1 pseudogene is annotated in these 254 nt (G+C 50.4%); it reads left to right on the top strand.

The features are described from left to right. Positions 1-254: pseudogene (locus ACWP87_RS13875) on the top strand (phage tail protein); the annotation flags it as partial.

The following is a 254-nucleotide window of genomic DNA, read 5'->3' on the forward strand; positions in this document are numbered from 1 at the left end:
AAGTGGGCATTGATTAAGGGCGCTGATGGTGCTGATGGTGTTCCCGGTGCAAAGGGTGCAGATGGCCGTACAAGCTATTTTCACACCGCTTGGGCAGATGATGTAAGTGGCAAAAGTGGGTTCACGGTATCCGGTGGCGATGGAAAAAAGTATATTGGCACCTATAGCGACTTCACACAGGCCGATAGCACCAATCCAGCTGATTACAACTGGGCGCTTTTTAAAGGTGACAAAGGTGATCAAGGACCGCAAGG

The organism is Lacticaseibacillus sp. 22 (assembly GCF_055413445.1).